The sequence below is a fragment of the Streptomyces sp. NPDC111516 genome (assembly GCF_055635345.1).
Genome location: NZ_JBVKBV010000014.1, coordinates 84,498 through 100,392, shown reverse-complemented (window position 1 = coordinate 100,392; position 15,895 = coordinate 84,498). Strand labels below are relative to the sequence as shown.

General features: G+C 70.6%; 16 protein-coding genes. 11 read left to right on the top strand and 5 right to left on the bottom strand.

The annotated features are described in order from the left end of the window. Positions 1-89: 89 nt before the first annotated feature. Complete coding sequence (locus ACZ7L9_RS24635; protein WP_471418153.1) at positions 90-455, top strand: hypothetical protein; 366 nt, start codon at positions 90-92, stop codon at positions 453-455. 81 nt (positions 456-536) lie between these two features. On the opposite strand, the gene ACZ7L9_RS24630 is transcribed toward ACZ7L9_RS24635, so the two are convergent. Both ACZ7L9_RS24630 and ACZ7L9_RS24625 read right to left on the bottom strand, forming a co-directional pair. Beyond that, positions 537-1,277, bottom strand: a complete 741-nt coding sequence (locus ACZ7L9_RS24630) for an RDD family protein (protein WP_471418151.1) — start codon at positions 1,275-1,277, stop codon at positions 537-539. A gap of 298 nt (positions 1,278-1,575) precedes the next feature. Continuing rightward, entirely contained in the window at positions 1,576-3,213 is a 1,638-nt protein-coding gene (locus tag ACZ7L9_RS24625) for an RDD family protein (protein WP_471418149.1), read from the bottom strand. Between the two features lie 212 nt (positions 3,214-3,425). Here ACZ7L9_RS24625 and ACZ7L9_RS24620 point away from each other — a divergent pair, with 212 nt between their 5' ends. Further along, positions 3,426-3,902: an SsgA family sporulation/cell division regulator gene (locus tag ACZ7L9_RS24620; protein WP_471418147.1), complete on the top strand. Its 477-nt coding sequence runs from the start codon at positions 3,426-3,428 to the stop codon at positions 3,900-3,902. A gap of 85 nt (positions 3,903-3,987) precedes the next feature. Here the strand turns inward: ACZ7L9_RS24620 and ACZ7L9_RS24615 are convergent, their stop codons facing one another. Then, positions 3,988-5,355 (bottom strand): FAD-binding oxidoreductase, encoded by a 1,368-nt coding sequence (locus ACZ7L9_RS24615; RefSeq protein WP_471418145.1) that lies wholly within the window; start codon positions 5,353-5,355, stop codon positions 3,988-3,990. Between the two features lie 97 nt (positions 5,356-5,452). On the opposite strand from ACZ7L9_RS24615, the gene ACZ7L9_RS24610 reads away from it, so the two are divergent. Further along, the gene (locus tag ACZ7L9_RS24610) at positions 5,453-7,030 is read left to right on the top strand and encodes a tetratricopeptide repeat protein (RefSeq protein WP_471418143.1); all 1,578 of its coding nucleotides are present in this window, start codon (positions 5,453-5,455) and stop codon (positions 7,028-7,030) included. Positions 7,031-7,142: 112 nt separating this feature from the next. Here ACZ7L9_RS24610 and hppD read toward each other — a convergent pair whose 3' ends face one another. Beyond that, complete coding sequence (gene hppD, locus ACZ7L9_RS24605; protein WP_471418141.1) at positions 7,143-8,336, bottom strand: 4-hydroxyphenylpyruvate dioxygenase; 1,194 nt, start codon at positions 8,334-8,336, stop codon at positions 7,143-7,145. A gap of 133 nt (positions 8,337-8,469) precedes the next feature. Here hppD and ACZ7L9_RS24600 point away from each other — a divergent pair, with 133 nt between their 5' ends. From ACZ7L9_RS24600 to ACZ7L9_RS24565, 8 genes are all read left to right on the top strand, one after another. Then, a complete protein-coding gene (locus ACZ7L9_RS24600) occupies positions 8,470-8,943 on the top strand; it encodes an Lrp/AsnC family transcriptional regulator (protein WP_266746451.1) in 474 nt (157 codons plus the stop codon). 15 nt (positions 8,944-8,958) lie between these two features. Further along, positions 8,959-9,606: an ABC transporter permease gene (locus ACZ7L9_RS24595; protein WP_471418139.1), complete on the top strand. Its 648-nt coding sequence runs from the start codon at positions 8,959-8,961 to the stop codon at positions 9,604-9,606. Continuing rightward, complete coding sequence (locus ACZ7L9_RS24590; RefSeq protein WP_471418137.1) at positions 9,599-10,849, top strand: ABC transporter ATP-binding protein; 1,251 nt, start codon at positions 9,599-9,601, stop codon at positions 10,847-10,849. Before ACZ7L9_RS24595 ends, ACZ7L9_RS24590 begins: the two co-directional genes overlap by 8 nt. Further along, positions 10,846-11,742 (top strand): ABC transporter permease, encoded by an 897-nt coding sequence (locus ACZ7L9_RS24585; RefSeq protein ID WP_471418135.1) that lies wholly within the window; start codon positions 10,846-10,848, stop codon positions 11,740-11,742. Before ACZ7L9_RS24590 ends, ACZ7L9_RS24585 begins: the two co-directional genes overlap by 4 nt. A gap of 116 nt (positions 11,743-11,858) precedes the next feature. Continuing rightward, the gene (locus tag ACZ7L9_RS24580; RefSeq protein WP_471418325.1) at positions 11,859-12,755 is read left to right on the top strand and encodes a glycine betaine ABC transporter substrate-binding protein; all 897 of its coding nucleotides are present in this window, start codon (positions 11,859-11,861) and stop codon (positions 12,753-12,755) included. An 89-nt stretch (positions 12,756-12,844) separates the two neighbouring features. After that, entirely contained in the window at positions 12,845-13,453 is a 609-nt protein-coding gene (locus tag ACZ7L9_RS24575) for a helix-turn-helix domain-containing protein (RefSeq protein ID WP_471418133.1), read from the top strand. A gap of 23 nt (positions 13,454-13,476) precedes the next feature. Then, the gene (locus ACZ7L9_RS24570) at positions 13,477-13,674 is read left to right on the top strand and encodes a hypothetical protein (RefSeq protein WP_471418131.1); all 198 of its coding nucleotides are present in this window, start codon (positions 13,477-13,479) and stop codon (positions 13,672-13,674) included. A gap of 4 nt (positions 13,675-13,678) precedes the next feature. Beyond that, entirely contained in the window at positions 13,679-15,088 is a 1,410-nt protein-coding gene (locus ACZ7L9_RS24565; RefSeq protein WP_471418129.1) for an MFS transporter, read from the top strand. On the opposite strand, the gene ACZ7L9_RS24560 is transcribed toward ACZ7L9_RS24565, so the two are convergent. Further along, positions 15,018-15,806, bottom strand: a complete 789-nt coding sequence (locus ACZ7L9_RS24560) for a YlbL family protein (protein WP_471418127.1) — start codon at positions 15,804-15,806, stop codon at positions 15,018-15,020. The two genes, ACZ7L9_RS24565 and ACZ7L9_RS24560, sit on opposite strands and share 71 nt — an antisense overlap. Between the last annotated feature and the right edge of the window lie 89 nt (positions 15,807-15,895).

Genomic DNA, 15,895 nt, shown 5'->3' with positions numbered 1-15,895 from the left:
CCGCTCGGGCATCCACCGTCGTAGAGTCGCTTGACAGTGCGACCGTGTCGAGAGACTGCCCATCCGATGCCCCGAGGACGGATACCGCCATGCCGCGCATCACTGCCGCACAGATCGCCTACGGTTCGGTCACCGTCGTCTTCTCGACCCTCGCCATGCTGCTGCTCTCCCGTACGGGTTCGGGCCTCGGCATCGCCGTCATCGGGACCGCGGCACTCGCGCTCGGCCTGCTGGTGGCCGTGACCGTACCCCACCCGTCCCGGGCGAAAACAGCGAAGTCCGCGAAGGCCGGGGCCGCATCGCGCACGAACCACGATCCGGTCTCCGCCGCCGTCGAGGCCGAGGGCCTCGCCCGCGACAGCGTCCGGGCCCCCATCCCGCAGACCCGCACGGCCGGACAGCGTGCCGCGGCGCGTGTGGACGAGCTGATGGGCGAGCATTCCCTGCGGCGCTGAGTACGGATACGGCCTCGGTCTCCGTACCGGCTCGATGACCGAGCCGGTACGGAGACCGAGGCCGTGGGGCGTAGCGGCGACTCAGTCGGTCTGGACGACCACCGTCTTCGCCGCCTTGTCGTGGAGGCCCTGCCGGTACGGCTTGTCCGTGAACATGAGCACGATGTTGATCAGCCACCACAGGCACAGACAGCACAGCAGCGCCGGGACCCACAGCACCACGGCCCGCAGGAACGCCGACCCGGTGTCCGGCACCCGGCCGTCGTTGAGCATCGCGACCCGCAGCTTCAGCAGCCGCTTGCCGATGGTCCGGCCGTCCTTGTGCGTGAAGTACGTGTCGTACGCGACGTAGATCACCAGACCGATCAGCGACCAGAGCAGTTGGTGCCCGCTGTACGTCTGGCTGAAGACGCTACCGACGCCGTTGTTGCTGCTGTTGTCGTTCATCTCGACCGGGCCGCCCCACGGCAGCGAGATCAGATACAGCGGGATCGAGATGATCAGGAAGTCGATCAGCCGGGCCAGAATCCGCTTGCCGGGCTCGCCCAGCGGCGGCATGCCGGCCAGCGGATCCACTCCCCCGTACGGGCCACCGCCGCCGTAGGGGCCGGCACCGTACGGCGGCGGAGGCCCCGGCGGCGGAGGCGGCGGGGTGCCGCCGTAGGGAGAGCCCGACGACGGCCCCTGCGGCTCTTGCGGCCCCTGCGGCTCTTGCGGACCCTGAGGCCCCTGCGACCCTTGAGACCCTTGAGACCCCTGAGGCTTCTTGAGGAACGGGTCTTCCTCGGGCGGCTGACCGGACGTCGGCTGATCGTTGCTCATGGGGGCAGTGCACCCCGGCCCCCGGGTGCCCGCAACGGCTCAGGTGCGTTCGGGGGAACGGGAGAACCTCCGCACGGCCTCACCCGATGCGCCGTCAGCCGGAGGAGTGGCCTCCGCGGGCCGGGGCGCTAAGAGGAGCTCACAAAATGGGAGTCCGATCAGCTCGCGGCGTCTGGTGCGTGCGATCGCAAGGCGCTGGAAGGTCCTCGTAGCGGAGCTACTAGGGCGTTTCGGCAACGCAGCGAGCGTGCGTGCCAGACGCCGCGAGCCGGGCGCCCATTTTGTGAGCTCCTCTAAGTCAGCCGGCGACGAAGGTGTGCGCCGCCTTGTCGTGCCAGCACTGGCGCCACGGCCGGTCGAACAGGCACCACAGCACGTTGACCAACCCGACCACCAGGACGCCCAGCAGGCTGTAGACCAGCCAGCGGCGCAGCGCGGCGGCGAAGGACGGGGTCTCGTGGGACTCGATGTCCCGCACGTCGAGTCCGCAGAGCTTCTTGCCGAGCGTACGGCCCCACTTCGCGGTCGGCAGCGCCTCCAGCAGCACACCGAGCACGAGGAACGCGCCGAGCACCGCACCGAACAGACCGGCCGTGGTGGAGTCCACCAGCCAGACGGTGACCGTCTCACCGGACAGCTTCGCCGCGTTGATCTTCTCGTCGATGTGGTCCATCGCCTGCGAGAGGAGCGGGAAGCCGATCGCGCCGACGAGTGCGCCCAGCACGACCGTGTCGACGAGCCGGGCGGCGAACCGCTTGCCGAGCCCGGCGGGCCTGGCCGACGCCTGGGCCTGCGCGAGCCGCTGGAAGGGGTCGTCGACCGGCGGCTTCCAGGGCACGACGGGCTGATCCGGCTGCCCACCCTGCGCACCGAACTGGGAGTGGGGCTGCTGGGACTGGTGCGGGAGGTGGGGCTGCTGGGGTTGGTGAGTCTGGGGTTGGTGAGTCTGGGGCTGGGGCTGGGGCTGCGGGCGGGCCGTCCGGTCGGGCTGGGCACCTTGGTGTCCCTGTCGCGCCCAAGGAGTGGCACCGCCGGGGCCGGGAGCGGGGTTCGGGGCGGGGGCGGGGCCGGGGTTCGGGGCCGGGGCGGGGGTTTGCGCGGGGGGCTGGGCCGCCGTCTGCGGTGGTGTCTGCGCGGGGGTCCGGGGGCCGATCGCGCGGATCGCCATCGTCCCGTCCGCGGGCGCCTGTTCCGTCGACCGGGAAGCGGGTGCGTGGCCCGGGCGACCGGCCCGGATCGCGACGGTGTTCTCGGGGGTCTGGCCGCCGCTGTCGCGCCTGGCGGGCAGCGCACCGCCCGTCGGATCCGGGGAGGCCGGCCGACGCGGGTCCGCGGGAGCGGGGTCGGCGGGTGTCCGTACCGCGGGGGCGCGGTCGACCGGGACCGGGGCGGCCGGGGCGCGGACCGCGGGGACACGGTCGGCGGGGGTGCGGTCCGCAGGCGTACGCGGATCCCGCCCGGACTCCGCCGCCGAGCCGGACTCCGGCGCCGACGGCCCGCCCTGACCGCCCTGCCGCCCCGGCTCGCTCTGTTCGCCGGGCTGCCCGGTGCCGCCCCAGGAGACCCGTCGGTCGCGTTCCCCGCCGAAGCCGGTCTGCCGGGAGGCGTCGGCCTGCCAGGCGGTGGCTGGTTCCGGGCGGTTGTCCGCGTGCGGCTCCTCGTCGAGGTAGACCGGGCCGGTCTCGTCCACCGGCGGGTCGGCAGGCGCGTCGACCGGCGCGGGCGCCGCGACCGACAACTGCGGCTGCGGCTGCGGTTCGGCCGCCGCTCCGGCGGCCGAACCGGGCATCGACTCGCCCTGCTGCGGGGCGGGCCGGCTCGTGCCGGGGACCCACGAAGCGCCGTTCCAGTACCGGACATATCCGGGAATGGACGGGTCGGGGTAATACCCCTCATGGGGGCTTTCGTCACCCGGTGCCGGGGTTGGGGCGCTCATCACCGTGGTCCCGTATCTCTTCGAGGCCTCAATACAACGGGTCCACATCTATCAGACGCCCGCCCGCCCCTGGGCCGGTCCAGGGGTTTGGACCACTTTCCGGTCACCCGGAAAATTCTTCCGAAAGTCGCGTCATAGTCGGCGTGGAGGGCGCTCTCTCCCTGTGCGGACCGGTCGCGGGACCGGCCCACAGGCACCGAAAGGACGCACTCATGCACACCGTCGTGGAGCGCGAGCTCGAGCTCAAGCTGGTTCTGTCGCCCGAGCGCAGTGTCCCCGTCCCTGCCCGGCTGACGTACCGCACGGAGGATCCGTACGCCGTGCACATCGCCTTTCACATCGGCTCCGACTTCCCCGTCCACTGGACGTTCGCCCGCGATCTGCTCGTCGAGGGCGTGTTCCGGCCGTGCGGTAACGGGGACGTGCGGATCTGGCCGACCAAGGTCGACCGGCGCAACGTCCTCTTCGTGGCACTGACTTCGCCCGACGGCGACGCCCTCCTCGAGGTGCCGTCCGCCGCCGTGGCCGCCTGGTTGGAGCGGACCCTGCGGCTGGTTCCGCCGGGTACGGAGACCGAGCGGCTCGCTATCGACGAAGGGCTCGCCGAGCTGCTCGTGCCACTGCTGGCCGACGATCTGTGGTTCGGCGACACGTGGGGGCCGGACGAGTGGCAGGACGGCGACGCATGAGCAGGCGCGGGCACGGATCCGGACGCGGGAACGGCCCGGGACGCGGACGCAGGAAGGGCAGGCGTGGACGCGCCCCCGCCGGCCGTCAGAACACCTTGCCCGGGTTGAGCAGCCCCAGCGGGTCGAAGGCCTGCTTGATGCCCCGGTGGAGTTCGACGCCCACCTCGCCGAGCTCGCGCGCGAGCCACTCCTTCTTCAGTACGCCGACGCCGTGTTCGCCCGTGATCGTGCCGCCGAGTTCCAGGCCGAGCCCCATGATCTCGTCGAAGGATTCGCGGGCCCGCCGGGACTCGTCGGCGTCGGTGTGGTCGAAGCAGACGACGGGGTGGGTGTTGCCGTCGCCCGCGTGCGCGCAGACACCGATGGTGAGGCCGTACTTCTCGGCAACGGCGGCGGTGCCTTCGAGCATCGCGCCGAGCTTCGAGCGCGGTACGCAGACGTCGTCGATCATCGTGGCCGGCTTGACGGTCTCCAGCGCGGTGAGCGACATCCGCCGGGCCTGGAGCAGCATTTCGGACTCGGCGGCGTCCTGGGCCGGGACCACCTCGGTGGCTCCCGCCGCGGTGCACAGCTCGCCGACGGCGGCCAGGTCGGCCGACGGGTCCGGGGTGTCGAAGGCGGCGAGCAGCAGCGCCTCGGTGGTGTCGGGCAGACCCATGTTGGCCATCTTGTTGACGGCGCGGATCGTTGTACGGTCCATCAGTTCGAGGAGTGACGGAGTGTGACCGCGCTCCATGATCCGGCAGATCGCGTCGCACGCGGTCGCCGCGGTCGGGAACTCGGCGGCCAGCACCAGCTGCTGCGGCGGCCGGGGCTTCAGTGCGAGCACGGCCTTGACGACGATGCCGAGGCTGCCCTCCGAGCCGACGAAGAGCCGGGTGAGGTCGTATCCCGCGACGCCCTTCGCGGTACGGCGGCCGGTGGTGAGCAGGCGCCCGTCGGCGAGGACGACCTCCAGGCCGAGTACGTACTCGGCGGTGACCCCGTACTTCACGCAGCACAGCCCGCCGGACGCGGTGCCGATGTTGCCGCCGATGGTGCACATCTCCCAGCTGGAGGGATCCGGCGGGTAGTACAGACCCTGCTCGTCGACCGCACGCGAGAGCACCGCGTTGACCACACCGGGCTCGACGACCGCGATCCGGTCGACCGGGTTGATCTCCAGGATCCGGTCCATCTTCACGAGGGACAGCACGATGCAGCCGTCGGAGGCGTTGGCCGCGCCCGACAGCCCGGTACGGGCGCCCTGCGGGACGACCGGGACGCGCAGGGCCGTCGCCGTGCGCATGATGTGCTGGACCTGCTCGACCGTGCGCGGGAGCACGACGACGGCGGGCGTGCCCGCCTCGCAGAAGCTCGCCATGTCGTGGGCGTACGAGAGCGTGACATCCGGATCGGTGATCAGGGCCTCGGCCGGCAGCCCCGCACGCAGTTGCTCGAGAAGTCCATCCATGATCCAAGCGTGGCACCCGGGCCCATTGGTGTGAACCCGTCTGCGGCAGCCTTCGCAAGACGCGGTGTGCTCTTCGTACTGACGCAGAGTGATCGGCATGGATGTCATGCCGCAGCAGCCTCCGGAGTCCGAGTCCGTCGATTCGACGAAGCCTCCCCCCGGCTCTCCCCTTGAGCCCGCAGGAACCGGCCCCGTACCCATGGACCCGGCTCCCGTCGACCCGGCGTCGTCGGCCGAGCCGCCGCCCGTCTCGCTGCGTACGACGCTGCGCAGGGCGGCCATGGGGGTGGTGGCGGGTGCGGTGCTGGTGACGGGTGCGGTGGTGGCCGTGCCCAAGGACGAGAAGAAGTCCGCACCGACGCCCGCGCCGGGTCCGGTTTCGCGTGCCCTGAAGGCGTCGGACCTGGGCTATCCGGCCTCGCTCTCCGATCTGACGGCGCTGATCGGGGACCGGCAGCAGTGGGTGGGTACGCATCCTGCCGACGCGAAGTCGTGGGCGCTGCTCGGCACGGCCTTTGTGGAGTGGGGGCAGCGGTCCGCGGACGAGGCGTACTTCGGCCGGGCCGAGGAGGCGCTGAAGCGCTCGCTGAACGTCGAGCCCGGTGAGAACGGGAACACGGCGGCCTGGGTGGGACTCGCGACGCTCGCCGATGCCCGGCACGACTTCGCCCTGGCGAAGAAGTGGGGCGAGACGGTACGGGCGCGGCAGCCGAAGCAGTGGACGGTGTACCCGGCGCTGATCGACGCGTACAACGGCCTCGGCGACTACGAGGCGTCGCGCACGGCGGTGGAGCGGTTCGCGGCGCTCCGCCCCGGCGCCGCGGCGCTCCTGCGGACGGCGCGGATGTACCGTGACCTCGGCCGGCACGAGGACGCGCTGGCGGGCGCGCGGGACGCGGCGGACCGGGCCACCACGCCGGCGCAGAAGGCGGAGTGTCTGCATCTGCTGGGTGAGCTGGCCTGGGAGGGGGGCGAGCCCGAGGAGGCGGTGTCGCAGTACAGCGCGGCGCTGCGGACCGACCGCGATCACCATGCGTCGCTCGCGGGCCGGGCCGCGGCGTTGGTGGCGCTCGGCCGTACGGGCGAGGCGGAACGCGACTACAAGGCGGCGCTGGCCGGTCTGCCCAGGCCCGAATACCTGCTGGACCTGGGCGAGTTGTACGAGTCACTGGGCCGGGACGAGGATGCCCGGAGCCAGTACGCGCAGCTCCGCGAGGCTCTTGCGCGTGGCGACGGCGAGGGCGTGGACAACGCGCTCCTGCGCGGCCGTTTCGAGGCCGCCCACGGGGATCCGGCGGCGGCGGTGACGGTGCTGAAGGCGGAGTGGGCCCGGCAGCACCGCGGCGCGGCGGTGGCGGATGCGCTGGGCTGGGCGTTGCACCTTTCCGGCGACTCGTCCGGTGCCCTGGAGTACGCGACGCGTGCGGTCGCCGCGGGGGGCGGGATCGCCTCGTACGCGTCCCACCTGGGGGCGATCCAGAAGGCGTTGAAGGACTACGGTCCGGCGCGCCGCAACCTGGCGGAGGCCCTGCGCACCAACGCGCACTTCTCGCCGCTGGAGGGCCCGGCGGCCAAGGCGGCCCTGGACTCGCTGGGCGGCCCTCCGGCGGGCGGCCCGCAGGGCATCGGGCCCGCAGAGCCGCAGCCCGCTTCACCGGCGCCGAGTCGGCGCTGACGGCGGGGCCCCGGGCGCCGCGGAGATCCGAGGGCCCCCGGACAGCAGAAACGGGCTCCCCGAAGGGAGCCCGTTTCTGCGGCCCCGGCCGGAGGCGGGGTCGGGAGTCGTCCTACAGGTTGCCGCGCTTCTCCTGCTCGCGCTCGATCGCCTCGAACAGGGCCTTGAAGTTGCCCTTGCCGAAGCCCATCGAGCCGTGGCGTTCGATCATCTCGAAGAAGACGGTCGGGCGGTCCTGGACCGGCTTGGTGAAGATCTGCAGCAGGTAGCCGTCCTCGTCGCGGTCGACGAGGATCTTGAGCTCGCGCAGGGTCTCCACGGGGACCCGGGTCTCGCCCGCCCACTCGCCGAGGGTGTCGTAGTACGAGTCGGGGGTGTCCAGGAACTGGACGCCGGCCGCCCGCATCGCGCGTACCGAGGCGACGATGTCGTTGGTGGCGAGCGCGATGTGCTGGACGCCCGCACCGCCGTAGAACTCCAGGTACTCGTCGATCTGCGACTTCTTCTTCGCGATCGCCGGTTCGTTGATCGGGAACTTGACCTTGAGCGTGCCGTCGGCGACGACCTTGGACATCAGGGCCGAGTACTCGGTGGCGATGTCGTCGCCCACGAACTCCTTCATGTTGGTGAAGCCCATGACCTTGTTGTAGAAGCCGACCCACTCGTTCATCCGGCCGAGTTCCACGTTGCCGACGCAGTGGTCGATGGCCTGGAAGGTGCGCTTGGCGGGCGGCTCGACGATCGGGGCCGCGGCGACGAAACCGGGGAGGTACGGGCCGTCGTAGCCGGTGCGCTCGACGAGGGTGTGGCGGGTCTTGCCGTACGTGGCGATGGCGGCGAGGACGACCGTGCCGTGCTCGTCCTCGACCTCGTGCGGCTCGGCGAGGCCGAGGGCGCCGTGCTCGACCGCGTACGTGTAGGCCGCGCGGGCGTCCGGGACCTCGATGGCCAGGTCGACGACGCCGTCGCCGTGCTCGGCCACGTGGTCGGCGAGGAAGCGGCCGTGGTCGGTGGACGCCTTGATGACGGAGGTGAAGACGAAGCGGGCGGACCCATTGGTCAGGACGTAACTCGCCGTCTCACGGCTGCCGTTCTCCGGTCCGGAGTAGGCGACCAGCTTCATGCCGAAGGCCGTCGAGTAGTAGTGCGCGGCCTGCTTGGCGTTGCCGACGGCGAAGACGACCGCGTCCATTCCCTTCACCGGGAAGGGGTCGGCCTGCCGCTCCGCCTCGCTCCGCCTCGGCTCTTCATTCGCTTCCCGGTTGCCGAGCCCAGTGTCGGGGGTGGTGTGCAGAGTCTCAGTCATGCCCGAAGGCTCTCGCCGCTTCGCAAGGTGCGCAATAGTTCGCGAATTCGCTGGGCAATCTGTACAGCGTATGGCGATGATGTCCGGGCTATCTGTACATGATGACCATCACAGTGACTCCCGGAGGCGCACCATGGCGATCGATCATCTGGACGGCCGGCTCATCGTACTGCTGGCGCGCGAACCCCGTATCGGCGTCCTGGAGGCCTCGCGTCGGCTCGGCGTGGCGCGCGGAACGGTGCAGGCGCGCCTCGACCGCCTTCAGTCGAATGGAGTCATCCGCGGATTCGGCCCGACGGTCGATCCGGCAGCGCTCGGCTACCCCGTCACGGCGTTCGCCACGCTGGAGATCAAGCAGGGCCAAGGGGCCGATGTACGGGCGCACTTGGCCGGTGTTCCGGAGGTGCTGGAGCTGCACACCACGACCGGGCACGGCGACATGCTCTGCCGTCTCGTGGCGCGTTCCAACGCCGATCTCCAGCGGGTGATCGACCGGGTTGTCGGTTTTGATGGCATCGTCCGGGCCTCCACGGCCATCGTCATGGAGAACCCGGTTCCGCTGCGCGTCATCCCGCTCGTCGAGCAGGCCGCGGAGGACGACGACTGAGCCGAGGAGTGGCGTGTGAGCTTCTGGGAGTATCTGGGCAACCGGCACCAACAGCTGCTCACCGACGCGTTCCAGCACGTCAGCGCGGTATTCCAGTGCATGGTCATCGCCACCGTGCTGGGCATCCTGATCGGGGTCGTCACCTATCGCAGTGGATGGGCGGGTTCGCTGGCGATCACGTCGACGGCGACGATCCTCACCATTCCGTCCCTCGCCGCGATCGGTCTGCTGATCCCGCTGGTCGGGCTGGGGGTTCCGCCGACGGTGGTCACTCTGACGCTGTACGGGCTGCTGCCCATCGTCCGCAACTCCATCGTGGGGCTGCGCGGGGTCGATCCGGCGCTCGTCGACGCGGCGAAGGGCATCGGGATGTCGCGGCCCGCCCGGCTGTTCCGGGTGGAGCTGCCGATCGCCTGGCCGCCGATCCTCACCGGCATCCGGGTCTCCACACAGATGCTGATGGGCATCGCCGCCATCGCCGCGTACGCGTCGGGCCCGGGCCTGGGCAATGAGATCTTCCGCGGCATCGCCTCACTGGGCAGCGCCAACGCGATCAATCAGGTGCTCGCGGGCACGCTCGGCATCGTCATCCTCGCCCTGCTGTTCGACGCCGCGTACGTGCTGCTCGGGCGGCTCACCATTCCCAGGGGGATTCGTGCCTGAGACCGCCGACTCCGCGACGACGCGCACCACCTCCGGCGCCACCATCCATCTGGACAATCTGACCAAGCGCTACCCGGGCAATCCGAATCCGGCGGTGGACAACGTCACGTTGGACATCAAGGCGGGCGAGACCGTGATCTTCGTCGGCCCGTCCGGCTGCGGGAAGTCCACCACCCTGAAGATGATCAACCGGCTGATCGAGCCGACGTCCGGGCGGATCAGGATCAACGACGAGGACGTCACCGACATCGACCCGGTGCGGCTGCGCCGCAAGATCGGTTACGCGATCCAGTCGTCCGGGCTCTTCCCCCACATGACGGTCGCGGAGAACATCGCCCTCGTACCGAAGATGGTCGGCTGGTCGAAGTCGAAGGTGAAGGACCGGGTCGAGGAGATGCTCGATCTCGTCGGCCTCGATCCCCGGGAGTTCCACGGGCGCTACCCGCGCGCGCTCTCCGGCGGACAGCAGCAGCGGGTGGGTGTGGCACGGGCACTGGCGGCCGACCCGCCGGTGCTGCTGATGGACGAACCGTTCGGCGCGGTCGACCCGATCACCCGCGACCACCTCCAGGACGAGCTGATCCGGCTCCAGCACGAGTTGCACAAGACGATCGTCTTCGTCACCCACGACTTCGACGAGGCCATCAAGCTGGGCGATCGGATCGCCGTACTGCGGGAGCGTTCGCACATCGCGCAGTTCGACACCCCGGAGGCGATCCTCACCAACCCGACGGACGACTTCGTCTCGGGTTTCGTCGGTGCCGGGGCGGCGCTGAAACGGCTCAACCTCACCCGGGTACGGGATGTGGAGATCGCCCAGTTCCCGACGGTGACGGTCGACGATCCGCTCCAGTCGATCTTCAACACGCTGCGCAGCAGCCTGCACAACGAACTCCTGATGCTGGACCGCAGGAACCGCCCGTACAAGTGGCTGCGGCGCGGCGACCTGATGCGGGCCCGGGGTTCGCTGGCGCGGGCCGGGCAGCTGGTCCATGACACGGTGACGCGGGACGCGACGCTGCACGACGCGCTGGAGGCGGTGCTGATCGACAGCGGCGGGCGGGTCGCGGTGACCGGGCGGCGCGGCGAGTTCATCGGGGTCGTCGACATGCAGACCCTGATGAACTCCGTCCATGAGCTGCTGGAGGCCGACCGGCTCGCCGCCATCGAGCACCAGCACGACCTGGAGGAACTCCGCTCCCACCAGACCGAACAGGAGCTGGAGGGCGGTGCGAGCTCATGAATCCCAACTCCCCGCTCGATTCCGGTTCGGCGCGTGCGGCGCGTGCCCCCCGTCGGGCGGCCGCGTCCGACCAGGACCGTCCGCCCGGCGAGCACGACGTCAAGGGCCACGCCTTCCGCGACGAGGAGGAGGAACCCCCGCCACCGGCGCGGCCGCGGCGCCGTATCACCTGGCAGAAACTGGTGCTGCTGCCGGCCGCGCTCGTGATCGTCCTGGTCATCACCTACCTGTGGATCACCAACATCCCGCTCGACGCGATCGCGAGGAATTCGCTCACCGGCGGCAATGTGCGGTTGCGCTGGTGGCAGCATGTGAAGCTGACCGCGATCTCGACGTTCTGGGTGCTGATCATCGCCATCCCGCTGGGGATCGCACTGACCCGGCGGCGGCTGCGCAGGGGCGCCCCACTGGTCACCGCGCTCGCCAACATCGGGCAGGCGACCCCGGCGATCGGTCTGCTGGCGCTGCTGGTGATCTGGCTGGGCATCGGCCCGTCGACCGCGATCATCGGCATGGTGATCTACGCGGTGCTGCCGGTGTTCTCCAACACGGTGGCCGGTCTGAAGGCGATCGCACCGGACCTGGTCGAGGCCTCGCGCGGCATCGGCATGTCGGCGATGGGGACGCTCGCCAAGGTCGAACTGCCGCTCGCCGTCCCGCTGATCCTGGCCGGTGTACGGACGGCGCTGGTGCTCAATGTCGGCACCGCAACCCTGGCCACCTTCGTCGGCGGCGGCGGTCTCGGGGACCTGATCACCTCGGGCATCCAGACCCAGCGGATGCCGGTGCTGGTGCTCGGTTCCGTACTGACGGTGGTGCTGGCGCTGCTGGTGGACTGGCTGGCGTCGCTGGTCGAGGTGGCGCTGACACCGCGCGGGCTGGAGGAGGGGTGATGGGCGCGGGGACGAGGCGGGGTGCGACGGCCCGGCGGAAGGTGCGTGCCGGGCTCGTGGGGGTGGTGGCTCTGGCGGCGGCGCTCGCCGGGTGCGGGCTGAAGAGCGGCTCGCCGATGGTGGACGACGTGGTGCCGGGCTCCGTCGGCCGGGGGAAGCCGCTGAACGGTGCCTCGCTGACCGTCACCTCGAAGAACTTCAGCGAGAACATCATCCTGGGCCAGATGATCGGTCTGGTCTTCAAGGCGGCCGGGGCGGAGGTCCTGGACCGGACGAACCTGCCCGGTTCGATCAGTGCGCGCGAGGCGATCGTCAAGGGCAGCGCGGACGCGATGTACGAGTACACGGGCACCGGCTGGATCACCTACCTGGGTCACGCGAAGCCGATCGCCGACCCGTTGAAGCAGTGGCAGGCGGTCCGGGACGAGGACCGGAAGAACGGCGTGACGTGGCTGCCGCCGTCCACCCTCGACAACACCTACGCGCTCGCCATCAGCCGGAAGAACAACGCGAAGTATCACCTGAGGACGCTCTCCGACGTCGCCGCACTGTCGAAGAAGAACCCGTCGGCGGTGACGATCTGCGTGGAGAACGAGTTCGCCTCGCGCGAGGACGGACTGCCGGGCATGGAGAAGGCGTACGGAATGTCGGTCCCGGCCGCCAACATCAAGAAGATGGACGCCGGGATCATCTACACCCAGGTGTCGAAGTCCAACTCCTGCCTGCTGGGCGAGGTGTTCACCACGGACGGGCGGATCAAGGCCATGAACCTCGACGTGCTCGTGGACGACAAGCACTTCTTCCCCAACTACAACGCGGCGCCCGTCATCCACACCAAGACCTATCAGAAGTACCCGCAGATCGCGGGGCTGCTCGACCCGGTCAGCAGGAAGCTGACGACGGAGGTCGCCCGGGAGCTCAACGCCAAGGTGGACGTCGGCGGGCAGGACCCGCACGAGGTGGCGAAGCACTGGCTGATCCAGGAGGGGTTCATCAAGAACAGGAAGGGGTGAGGGCCGTCGGCGCGGGCTCCCCCGAGTTACAAAGAAGTTGATGCAAAGAAGGTGTTGCAAAGCCGTCTTTGCAAGTCTATCGTTGAGGCATGGCAGCGACAGAAGCCGCCGGCAGCGACAACGCCGCCGACGATCCGAAGATCCTCAGCATCGATGCCCGCACTCTGCGCGGGCTCGCCCACCCTCTGCGCATCCGACTGCTCAACACACTCCGGGAGTTCGGCCCCGCCACCGCGTCGGGACTCGCCGACCGGCTCGGCGAGTCCAGCGGCGCCACCAGCTATCACCTGCGCCAACTGGCCACGTACGGCTTCGTGGAGGACGACCCGGCGCTCGGCAAGGGACGCGAGCGGTGGTGGCGGGCGGTGCACTCCGGCAGCGCCTTCGACACCGAGATGATGCGGGACGCCGACCCCGAGGTCCGCGGCGCGATGAACGTCGTACTGCACGAGATCGCCACGACCCACGCCCAGGAGCTCAACACCTGGCTCGGCACGATGCACGAGTGGCCCGAGGAGTGGGCCCAGAACTGGGACCTCAGCGACTTCAAGATCCGGCTCACCCCTGAGCTCACCAGTGAACTGGCCCACAAGATCCACGACCTGGTCAACAGCTATCGCGGACGCGTCCCCGAGGACACCGAGGGCTCGGCCGTGGTCCGTGCCCATACGCACCTCTTCCCCCGCCCCAACGCCTGAACCGACCGAAGGGACCCATCGCCATGAACCCCGAGACGCACCTGCAGCTGCACTCCGCCCGCTCCACCGAACTGCACCACCAGGCCGACGAGTTCCGTCTGGCCCCGCGCGCCCCGCGCAAGGACCTGCGATCCCGACTGGGCTGGACCATGGTCGAGTTGGGCCTGCGCGTGATACCGAACCGGCCCGCGCTGCCGGCCCACTCGCCTCGTACGGCCTGACGCCATGGACGGGGGGAAGGACACACACGACAGCACGCACGACAACCCACCCGCCGACAGCCGTGACCGCAGGCCGCTCACTGCCGTTCTGGCGGCCAACTCGATCTCCACCATGGGGAGTTCACTCACCCTCATCGGGGTTCCGTGGTTCGTGCTGGAGACCACGGGCAGCGCGGGCCGGGCCGGTGTCGTCGCCTTCTGCGCGACGCTGCCGATCGTCGTCTCCGCACTGATCGGCGGACCCGTCATCGACCGGATCGGACGGCGCCGGGTCTCCGTCGCCTCCGACCTGGTGTGCGGCATCGCGGTCGCCGCCATCCCGCTGCTGCACTCCGCGGACGCACTCGCCTTCTGGATGCTGTGCGCGCTGATGGCGGTCACCGGGCTCCTGCACACGCCCGGCAACACCGCCCGCTACGTCCTCGTACCGGATCTCGCCGAGCACGCCGGCACCACCCTGGCCCGCGCCGCCAGCCTCTTCGACGCCGTCTCACGCGGCGCCCGGATGGTCGGGGCGGCACTGGCCGGCGTACTGATCGCACTGGTCGGCGCGGAGACCGTCCTGCTCCTGGACGCTGCGACGTTCCTGACGTCCGCGCTGCTGATCGCCTTCGGGGTACGGGGGGTGCGCGCGGCGGAGCCGCGCAAGGCCGCGGCGCCCGTCTCGCTGCGGGCGTACCGCACCGAGCTGCGCGAGGGTTACACCTACTTGCTGGGCAACCGGCTGCTGCTGGCCGTCGTGGTGATGGTGCTCTTCATGAACGGCACCGATCAGGGCTGGAACGCCGTCCTGCTGCCGGTGCACGCCTCCGCCGAGCTGGGCGGGGCGAGGGACATCGGGCTGCTCACCGCGCTGTTCGGTGCGGGCGGGCTGACCGGGGCGCTGCTGTACGGGGCGTTCGGGCACCGCTACTCGCGGCGGGCCGTGTTCACGGTGTGCGTGGTGCTGTGCGGCGCGCCCCGGTACGCGGTCGCGGCACTGACCGGGACGACGCTGCCGCTCGCCGCGACCATGGCGCTGAGCGGCCTCGCGGGCGGGGTGCTGAACCCGGTCCTGACGACGGTGATCTACGGCAGCGTGCCCGATGAACTGCGCAGCCGGGTCTCCGGGGTCCTCACTGCGGGCTGCGAGCTGGCCATGCCGGTGGGCGGTCTCGCGGCGGGCCTGCTGGTGGAGAGCGCGGGCGGGCGGGGTGCGCTGCTGGCGATGGGCGGGGTGTACCTGCTGGCGACGCTGAGCCCGCTGGTGTTCCCGGCGTGGCGCACGATGGACGGGGTGGGGGCCGAGGCCGGGCCCGGGGATGCGGCGGGGGAGGCTTCCGTACCGGCCCCGGCGGCCGAGGTCAGCAGCTCGGGACCTTGCGTCCGTGCTCCAGCGCCTGGAGCGAGGACACTGCGCTCTTCAGGGTCGTGACCGGGATCAGCCGGAGTCCCTTGGGCAGCTCCGCGCCCGCCTCCCTGCACTCGGCCTTCGGGACGAGGAAGACGGTCGCACCGTCACGGCGCGCGGCCTGCGTCTTCAGTGACACCCCGCCGACCGCCCCGACCTCGCCGTTCGCCTGGATCGTGCCGGTTCCCGCGATGGTGCGGCCGCCGGTGAGATCGCCGCCGGAGCCGTCGCCGTCGAGCTTGTCGACGATGCCGAGCGCGAAGAACAGGCCCGCGCTGGGCCCGCCCACGTCGGCGAGGTGCAGGGTGATGTCGACCGAGCCCTTGGGCTTGCCGAGGTAGTTGAGGGCCGCGTCGACGGCGGAGTTCTGCGACTTCCGCATGTCTTCGAGGTTGTGCTTCTCGATCTCCTTCTCGGAGCCGCCGGTCGGGTAGACGGATTCGCGGGGCAGGACCGCCCGGTCCGTACGGAACCAGCTGTCGATCACATCGCCGACGCCGACATCGGTGGTCGGTCCGGTCGCGACGATCGTCGTCATCCGCAGCTCGCCCTTGGTGGGGCGGGTGGGCGCGCCCTTGACGCTGATCACCGGGGTGCCGTGGTCCGCCCCGAGCACGTTCGCGGTCGTGCCGGGCTGCGCCAGCGTGAACGGCAGCGGCGCGAAGGCGGCCACGCCGAACAGGGCGAGGACGGGCAGGACGCACAGGACGAGGGTGCGGGGGCGTGAGTGACGAGTGAGCACCCGCCCAATCTAACCGCCGGGACGGGTGGGCGGGCCGGGCGGGCGGGCGCCCGGGTCCTGCCGGGGCTGCCGGCACTCCGCCAGGGGCC